Annotated in this window: 9 protein-coding genes; 3 read left to right on the top strand and 6 right to left on the bottom strand. The window is 36.2% G+C overall.

Translation table 11 applies throughout. The features are described 5' to 3' along the window. From EGI24_RS06145 to EGI24_RS06125, 5 genes are all read right to left on the bottom strand, one after another. Positions 1-750 (bottom strand): DUF481 domain-containing protein (locus tag EGI24_RS06145; RefSeq protein WP_255047479.1); only part of this gene is annotated, 750 nt, incomplete at its 3' end. Positions 751-866: 116 nt separating this feature from the next. After that, positions 867-1,328: a GNAT family N-acetyltransferase gene (locus EGI24_RS06140; RefSeq protein WP_255047478.1), complete on the bottom strand. Its 462-nt coding sequence runs from the start codon at positions 1,326-1,328 to the stop codon at positions 867-869. Between the two features lies 1 nt (position 1,329). Continuing rightward, entirely contained in the window at positions 1,330-1,695 is a 366-nt protein-coding gene (locus tag EGI24_RS06135) for a type II toxin-antitoxin system VapC family toxin (RefSeq protein WP_255047477.1), read from the bottom strand. Continuing rightward, positions 1,695-1,943, bottom strand: coding sequence for a hypothetical protein (locus tag EGI24_RS06130; protein ID WP_255047476.1), 249 nt, complete (start codon positions 1,941-1,943; stop codon positions 1,695-1,697). Before EGI24_RS06130 ends, EGI24_RS06135 begins: the two co-directional genes overlap by 1 nt. A gap of 45 nt (positions 1,944-1,988) precedes the next feature. After that, on the bottom strand, positions 1,989-2,837 hold the full coding sequence (locus EGI24_RS06125) for a DUF1080 domain-containing protein (RefSeq protein ID WP_255047475.1): 849 nt from the start codon (positions 2,835-2,837) through the stop codon (positions 1,989-1,991). Positions 2,838-2,975: 138 nt separating this feature from the next. On the opposite strand from EGI24_RS06125, the gene EGI24_RS06120 reads away from it, so the two are divergent. Further along, a complete protein-coding gene (locus EGI24_RS06120) occupies positions 2,976-3,497 on the top strand; it encodes a gluconate 2-dehydrogenase subunit 3 family protein (protein WP_255047474.1) in 522 nt (173 codons plus the stop codon). Between the two features lie 2 nt (positions 3,498-3,499). Then, positions 3,500-5,206 carry a GMC oxidoreductase gene (locus EGI24_RS06115; RefSeq protein WP_255047473.1) on the top strand — a complete coding sequence of 569 codons (1,707 nt, stop codon included), beginning with the start codon at positions 3,500-3,502 and terminating at the stop codon, positions 5,204-5,206. A gap of 86 nt (positions 5,207-5,292) precedes the next feature. Here EGI24_RS06115 and EGI24_RS06110 read toward each other — a convergent pair whose 3' ends face one another. Beyond that, the gene (locus tag EGI24_RS06110) at positions 5,293-6,975 is read right to left on the bottom strand and encodes a WG repeat-containing protein (RefSeq protein WP_255047472.1); all 1,683 of its coding nucleotides are present in this window, start codon (positions 6,973-6,975) and stop codon (positions 5,293-5,295) included. A gap of 1,079 nt (positions 6,976-8,054) precedes the next feature. Here EGI24_RS06110 and EGI24_RS06105 point away from each other — a divergent pair. Beyond that, positions 8,055-8,339 carry a hypothetical protein gene (locus EGI24_RS06105; protein ID WP_255047471.1) on the top strand — a complete coding sequence of 95 codons (285 nt, stop codon included), beginning with the start codon at positions 8,055-8,057 and terminating at the stop codon, positions 8,337-8,339. Positions 8,340-8,372 lie beyond the last annotated feature (33 nt).

Below are 8,372 nucleotides of genomic sequence, written 5' to 3'. Positions count from 1 at the left end.
AAAGCTATTTTCCAAAGCAGCCGTAAACGAAATGTGCTTAGCCACTTTTAGTTGAATTTGAGAGAAAGCATTCCATCTTAAATAGTTACTGGTGATAGAAGGTTGGAAAAATGTGACATTATTGAAAAACAACTTGTCTTTTATCAGCTCTGCCTTCAACTTTATTCTCGTAGAGTTTCGCCAAATGTTTCTATCCTCTCTTGTATAAAAATCAGTTTTCTCTTTCAAAAACGCATTGCTTATTCCCAGTTTCACACGACTATTTGGGTGGTTTTTACTGCCAATTATTTTATATCCCACACCCAATCCAAGCATAAATCTAGAATTGATTTTCCGAAGGTTACTTTCTTCATAAGATCCAAAAACAAGTCCATAAACATCTGCTTGTGAATAAAAAAGTGTGTTATTTAAATCTGCGTAGAATTCTCTTTCCTGCAAAATTTTGTTGTTTCGACCGTACTGATATTTTGGTGAGGTGTTGAATCCCCAAATGGATGTGGGTTTTTCAAAATTCAAAGATGCTCTCAGGGTCAGCAATTGTCTATTTACATTTCCCGAATTATAGACACCATCAGCACCAAACGAATAATACCATTCAGGCAGAGCTTCACGTTCTTCGGTCGAAGGCATTTCGTCGCCCTCTTCTTCCTCATCTTCGGCTATTTCTTGAGTAGTTTGAGTAGAATCGGTCTGGGCAGAAACTTGATAAATAGAAATACATAAAAAGGCCAAAAGGCATATTTTTCTCATGGGTTTTCAGGGCTTATCTTTATTGGATGCAAAACTAATTTTATTTTTTAGTTTCACAATCAAAAAATCACCCAGAGTAACTTATTTAAAAACCGTTTGCATTTTAGGGATGGTAATTATTCACCCATATTTTTATACAAGTCTGGCCTAGAAATCTGCATTATTTTTTCTGGAAACTTGGGAGCATCGAATCCGAACTGGCGATAAAGTCCGTGTGCATCATTAGTGGCCAATAGCCAAGTTCTGAGGTTTTTAAATTCTGGAATTCCCATAATGCACTCCATCAGAAACTTCGACAAACCCAACCCACGGTGCTGTTCCAATACAAAAACATCTGCCAAATATGCAAATGAAGATTGATCTGTAACCACTCTGCAATAGCCCACTTGCACGTTTTCAAAAGTATAAATACCAAAAGTAACCGAATGTTTTGCCGCATTTTTGACGATTCCGAGCGGAATGTTCTCTGACCAATAGGAGCGTTTAAGGTAGCCATGAATCACCTCAAAATCCAGCAGAGTTTTATCTGTGCAGATAAAGTAATCGTCTTTTTCAAATCGGTAGTTTTCGAGGAACATGTTATTTAATAGGATTGTGAACCTTTAAGTTTTCTATCCAATCAAAATCTGCGGAGTTTCTAGTAATGACTTCAAAATTACTAATCAAAGCAGTTGCACCAATTAATGAATCTCCAGCAGTCATTTTTTTCTGCTGCCTTAGGTCGATTGCTTTTCGAACAATGGGGTCCGTAATAGGAATCACATTTAAACTATAAAAAACACTCTCGAAATATTGTTTTTGACTTGGTTTTAGTCCATGATAGCCTAAAACTTCTATTTCAGAGAATTTAGAAACATAGTTTTGTGAATCTTTCAAATATTCTCTTAGATAGCTGAATTCATCAAGGGCGGAGTAAATTATAATATTACTGTCTATTATTCTCATCAAATTCTAGGAAGTTCTCTATCTCTCAAACTATTCTCGAAAGATTCTATGAATGATTCCGATAAATCAGGACAACCAGCATCTATGGTTTTATGGGCGATATTCAAAAGCACAGGATCTTTCTGACTACCACTGTCATCCACAATTGGAAGTATAATTATTTCCAATGAAGTCTTTTGATATTCTTTTGGTAAATCAATGGTTATACTACCTCCAGTTGACTTCACTATTTGCCTTAATGCATTCATAAAAAATAATTTTAAAACAAAAATAACAGAATTTTCAGTAAATCCTCAATACCTACATGCCCCATTATCTTCTTTTACATAATAGCTTTTGAAGTTTTTGGCTTTCGGGTCCATGCAACCTTTGAGGTTGAGTATTTCTACTTTTCTGAATTCTATGGGATGACTTTCGCTTTGTAATGAGATACTTCCCTCGGTCAGCGGCTTGCCATCTGGCTTAAAGATTGGGTCAAATCCGCTCACCACACCTCCGCCAATCATTGGTTTTTCGTAGCTCATAACCAACTCGCCGTTGATATAATGTCTGATCAATGAATCGCCCAACACTTCTACTTCTGCCCTCACCCACTGGTCGCCGTCGAAAGTCTTTGATTTTGAATTGATACAGTGGCGGGTGTCAAATTTCCCCTCATACACCACGTTCGTTCCTGGGGTGCAAAGGTTACAAGTTGTTCTTGGTTTGCCGTCACTGTTACCGCCGAGCAGCTGCACTTCTATTGATATAGGGAAATCCTGGTCTTTTAGCATACTTGCTGCTGGCTGCCCGTGTACCATAATGCCTGAGTTTCTAAAGGCCCAGCCTTCGCCTTCGTTGGCTTGCTTTCCCACAAAACGATATTCGGTAGCAATTTTATAATACGAGAAATTCTCTTTGTAAAAAAGATGTCCATATCGCTGGCTAAACTTGTCATAGCCGTCATAGTTGACCACAATCTTTTTATCTTTTACACTAAATGTATTGGCAAAGTTATCGTTGAGTTCAAAATTTCTGATTTTTACGTCCCAGCCTTTAAGGTTTTTACCATTAAATAACTGTCTCCATTCTTTTTTTGGGGCGGTGATTTGGGCAAACGCAATGTTGGAGAATAGAATAAGTGCTAAAAGTATTTTTTTCATAGGGTTGGCTGAAAATGAATGATAAATAATAGACTCAAATTTAGCCGAAAATATAATTATTCAATCATTTAATGAGCTTTTTGAAAAAATATTGATAATTTTAAACTTATTTGTGAATTCAACCAAATTAATTTATTTATGAAACGAAGAGAGGTTTTTTCAAATCTCGGTTTGGGTGCATTGGGCGTAATCGCTCTGCCTGCTTGGGCAAATGGTTGGTCAGGGGCCAATATCAAAAAAGACAATTTAGGCTTGAGTTTAGACCAAAATAGCCTGCTGGAAGATTTAGCCGAAACTATCATTCCAGAAACCAATACCCCTGGTGCTAAAACTTTAGAAATTGCCAAGTTTATCAAAACCATGGTGGCCGACATCTACTCTCCCGAAGACAAGGAAAGGTTTAAAGTTGCAGTGAGCAAAGTGGAAGATATTTCGAAACTTCTGTATGGCAAAACATACAATGAATGCTCAAAACCACAAAAAATACACTTACTTCAAGGCCTCGACATGAGCTCCGACAAAGACCAAAAGTGGTTTTTTAATACCACCAAAAGGCTATCTGTACAAGCCTATACCTCTTCAGAATATTTTTTAACCAACATCGCCAAGTTTGAGTTTGCCCCAGGCAGATACCTTGGTTGTGTACCCGTAACGCAATAACCATGTTTGTACCAGATAAGAAGAAAAGAACTTTTGACGCCATAGTAGTTGGCTCAGGAATAAGCGGCGGCTGGTCTGCCAAAGAATTGTGCGAAAAAGGCCTAAAAACCTTGGTGTTGGAACGTGGCCGTGATGTAAAACATATTGTGGATTATCCAACTACCATGACCCAGCCGTGGGAGTTTGAGCACCGTGGACAGTTGAACCACGACTTCAAGAAAGAGAACCCCATCATCAGCAAATGCTATGCTTTTTATGAAGGCACTACGCAGTTTTTTGTGAAAGACAAAGAGCATCCCTATGTACAAGAAAAGCCCTTCGACTGGATCAGAGGCTACCAAGTGGGCGGAAAATCGCTGCTGTGGGCTCGTCAGACGCAACGCTGGAGCAAGTATGATTTTGAAGGACCAGCTCGCGATGGTTTTGCTGTAGAATGGCCCGTGACGTATGACGAAATGGCCCCTTGGTATAGCCACGTGGAGAAATTTGCGGGGATATCGGGCAACAAAGACGGCCTAGACACCTTGCCCGACGGCGAGTTTTTGCCACCGCATGAAATGAACTGCGTAGAGGATTATTTCAGCCAAAAAGTAGCCCAAAAATATGGTAAAGACCGCCATGTAATCATTGGCCGAGCTGCTCACTTGACCAAGCCGAACCAGATACACTTTGACCAAGGCCGTGCCCAATGCCAAAACCGTACTATTTGCGAGCGAGGCTGCCCTTATGGTGGATATTTCAGCAGCAATGCCTCCACCATTCCGTGGGCCATGAAAACAGGCAAAATGACGCTAAGGCCTGACAGTGTAGTGCATTCGATCATTTACGACGACAAACTGGGCAAAGCCACCGGCGTGAGGGTGATAGACGCCAACACCAAGGAAATGACGGAATATTATGCCAAGATAATATTTGTAAATGCGGCAGCCATCAATACCAACCTGATATTGTTGAACTCCACCTCGGCACGTTTCCCGAACGGCCTCGGCAACGACTCGGGCGTGTTGGGCAAATACGTAGCTTTTCATAATTACAGAGCCAGAGTATCGGGCGAATACGAAGGATTTTTGGACAAAACAACTGAAGGAAAACGCCCAAATAGCCCGTATATACCGAGGTTCAGAAACGTACTGAAACAGGAAACCGACTTTTTGAGAGGATATGCGGCGGGTTTTGGAGCCAACCGTATGTCGTGGAACAAAAACGAAGGCTTGGGCGAAACACTGAAGGACAATTTGGCCAAGAGAGAATATGGCAACTGGAGCGTAGGCTCGCACATGATGGGCGAAACCATACCGAAAGAAAGCAATTTTGTGGCTCTGGACAAAAACCTCAAGGATCCATTTGGCATGCCGCAGCTACGTATATCGGTAGACTACGACAACAACGACGAAAAAATGGTGAAAGACTACATAGACCAGATGACAGAGATGTTTACGATGGCGGGCTTTACCAACATCAGAGCCAACGACAGCAAACAGCCTGCTGGCCTTGACATACATGAAATGGGCGGCGTAAGAATGGGTAAAGACCCAAAAACCTCGATGCTGAACGGCTTTAACCAGCTACACGCCTGCAAAAACGTTTTCGTGACCGACGGTGCCTGTATGACCTCCACCTCTACCCAAAACCCTTCACTGACCTACATGGCCTTCTCGGCCAGAGCAGTTGATTATGCGGTGAAGGAGATGCGGAAGAAGAATTTGTAGGCTAAGATTTAGATTTTTTTGCAACACCTCAGAGCTTGGCTTTGGGGTGTTTTTTTGTATTCGAACTTTAACTAATCACGTGTTAATTAATTTTTTATTTCTACAAATTTATTACGAATAATTTTATTTGCCTTTCCATTAATTATAAAGTTATCTTCTCCATTTGTTCCTTTAGTCCAGGCTATATCTTCATTAATCATTTCGGTTTTTATAATATAATTGTCATCAAAAATATTAATGAACATTATTCCAAATTTATTTTCTTTCTCAATCTTTAGAGAAGAAGAACCCAACAACTCAATTCTATCATACTCAACTGGTAAAATAACATTCCCTTTACTGTTTACCAAACCTTTCTTTGTGCCATTTTCTACGATAAAAAAAGATTTAATGATGTTCGATAATTTGGAAATATTTGTATATTTATTTGGGAGAATAATTTCATTCTTATCATTCAAAATACCAAATCTTCCATTAGTTTGAGTAATGAAAAGGCTCTCAGTTACTCCTTTAATGACATCATAAATTTGTGGAACAATTAAGGAATCTAGTTTTCCACTATAAATTCCAATTTTATTCTGATTATTTCTAAATAAAAAAATATCTTTTATTTTGTTTTCGTCGTAGGGAATATTTGCATCGCTTAATCTAAATATTTCTTTTTCACCAGCAGGGTTTATGACTTTCGAATTTTTCATAAGAAAATATCTATTATTCAAAATTCCCATAAAATATTCGGTCCCAATAGTCTCAATATGTTCATAGGTCGGTGAAATTATTATCTTTTCAAATAAGCAATCATACAAGCCGACTTTTTTATTATCAACTATTTTCAATTTCGGATTATTTTCATTTGTTTGTAAATAATCCCACAAATAAATGAAATCGTATTTGGGTTCAAGAATTAAATTCCCTTTTTCGTTAATTAGGCCAATTTTGCCGCTAACTTTTACTCCCCAAAATTTACCAAAGTTTTGAACAATTGAATCCTTAGATTCTACCACTACTTTTTCATTTAAATCAATAATTTTTGATTTTCTCTCTCCGTAGGTGATAAAAAGCCCAGATAGCTTTGAATCTACTATTAGGTCAAGATTATCGTATTTACTTTTGATTAATGTTTTACCTAAATAATCAATAACACCATAACTATTCTCTTTTTTAAACAAATAAATATTTGTTGGCAAGCCATTCATATTAATAAGTAATCTTTTTAATTCTTGAAATTGGTCACTAAATAGCAAGTTTCCAAAATCATCATAGATTTCGTAATTTTGCCCTTTTGAAGATATTAGATAACTGAAATTTCTTTCTATTTTGTCATATTTGAAGGGTATTATCTCGTTGTTATAGATATCTAAACATCCAAATTTCCCACTTTTCGAAAGGATTGATAAACCTTTGGAATAAGGAAAAAAGTCTCTATTTAATTTTTCTTTTGGGATGTCGAAAATGGCAGGTATAACTAAAGAATCCATGTAGTTTACGAATCCAAGCTTATTATTGATTGTTGCTGCTCGAAGCTTATAATATGATTGTTTCCCAAATATTTTTAATCCATTTTTAGTATATATTTTGTCTTCATCAGACGTATATGAATTTAGCATTGCATTTTCCAATTCCTTTTCGGTTAGTTTAAACATATCCGATTTGTCTTTAGAACTATTTAATGGCGGTAAATCATCGGGCGGTGGTGGAAGAGTTTGGCCATACAAGTTAGAGCTTAGGAAAAGGCAAATTGTTATTGCTTTTAAGATAGTTGAATTCATAGGGTTATTAATTCTAACAAAAGTTTTTCAAAATTAATAAAATCCTCCAAAATAGTTTAGTAAAATGAAATCTAACATCTTCATTGCACTTCCCTCTCTCCAGCCAATTTCAAATTTTATTCAAAGAATTCGAGTAAGGTTTTAAACTTCAAATAGAAACCCATTAGAGAGTCCAAAAAACAAAAAATATATCTTCTGAAAGTTGTGGCTAAAATCTAATTAGACATCTTAAATTCTCATTCTCCAGCTAAAGCAGGAGGCAATTCATTATCAAGCTTTGAGACAATGTTTTCAATTGCCACAGGCTTTAGCCTGTGGATGCTGAGAGAGAAATTCCTTTTTTGACTTTAGTCGAAATGTTAAAGCTTTTATATTTATTGCTAAAGCATAATTTGTCTTCTTAAATATGATGCCTCCTGCTAAAGCATAAGACAAATGATTATAATATATTGAATCATGGGTATCTATTGGCACTGGCTTTAAGGATGCTGAAAGAAATTTAGAATTTAAATTTCTTTTGATTTTAGGGGCGTATTTGCAGGTCCGACCTATCGGTCTGACCGTTTCATAAATTTCATCTAAAGATGGAGGGAATACAACACCTTATTAGAGACCGCTGTTTCATTTGACACTGGCTATAGTTAGCTATTACAAAAAGGTTAATCAAATAAAAAAAATACAAATTTTACAAAAACACCTGTCAAAGATGATCTCAAAGTTGATTTAAAGACGAAACTTCTAATTCTACACTTGGTTAAAAACCCAATATTTTCAAAAAACTCCAATTTTTCAATATTTATATGTGGCAGATTTTATTTCTAACTGTATTTTTTGTATCCGTTAGATAATAAAATATGATTTTTTCAAAAAATTATCCTGTGGATATAAAGCTAAGTTAACCTATTTGATAGCAAATAGATAGTCTAATCATAACTAATTGATATATATCAATTTATGAATAAAAAAATTCTTGTTTTTTAAAAAAAATGCTTTAGCTTTGCAATTGATTTATATCAATTAACACTCTACCGAATCTATTCATAATAAAAGGAAGTAAAATGGAATTGTCAGTTTTAAAAATGTCAGGAAAAGAAAAAGCATCAGATAAATCTAGTGTTCTTTCAAAATCTAAATCTCAAAAATATACTATTATCTCAAATGTCTTCAATTTGAGAAATCAAAGGCTATTTATTTTGTCTTTGTTTTTGTTGATTCCTGTCTTTAGTTTTTCAACTCCTCCAACCAAAAGAGCAAAAAAAGTAAAAACTGTTAAGGCTGTTAAAAGAAACATTTTAGAAATTGAATTCGGTACTTTTAAATATGAAAGTCCAGTTATTGCTAAGAAAAGCGTTTTCTTGGGTTAAAAGTCTGCTGTAGTTTCTACCCAACAAAATAAA

Source organism: Lacihabitans sp. CS3-21 (genome assembly GCF_024343675.1).
In the GTDB taxonomy this organism is placed as follows: domain Bacteria; phylum Bacteroidota; class Bacteroidia; order Cytophagales; family Spirosomataceae; genus Leadbetterella.
This window is presented reverse-complemented; position numbering and strand designations above follow the sequence as displayed.

Bases quoted from the DNA above. Each gene is read 5' to 3' on its own strand.
- EGI24_RS06130 (WP_255047476.1), bottom strand. From the start codon at position 1,943: ATGAATGCATTAAGGCAAATAGTGAAGTCAACTGGAGGTAGTATAACC.
- EGI24_RS06115 (WP_255047473.1), top strand. From the start codon at position 3,500: ATGTTTGTACCAGATAAGAAGAAAAGAACTTTTGACGCCATAGTAGTT.
- EGI24_RS06105 (WP_255047471.1), top strand. From the start codon at position 8,055: ATGTCAGGAAAAGAAAAAGCATCAGATAAATCTAGTGTTCTTTCAAAA.
- EGI24_RS06140 (WP_255047478.1), bottom strand. From the start codon at position 1,328: ATGTTCCTCGAAAACTACCGATTTGAAAAAGACGATTACTTTATCTGC.
- EGI24_RS06120 (WP_255047474.1), top strand. From the start codon at position 2,976: ATGAAACGAAGAGAGGTTTTTTCAAATCTCGGTTTGGGTGCATTGGGC.
- EGI24_RS06135 (WP_255047477.1), bottom strand. From the start codon at position 1,695: ATGAGAATAATAGACAGTAATATTATAATTTACTCCGCCCTTGATGAA.
- EGI24_RS06110 (WP_255047472.1), bottom strand. From the start codon at position 6,975: ATGAATTCAACTATCTTAAAAGCAATAACAATTTGCCTTTTCCTAAGC.
- EGI24_RS06125 (WP_255047475.1), bottom strand. From the start codon at position 2,837: ATGAAAAAAATACTTTTAGCACTTATTCTATTCTCCAACATTGCGTTT.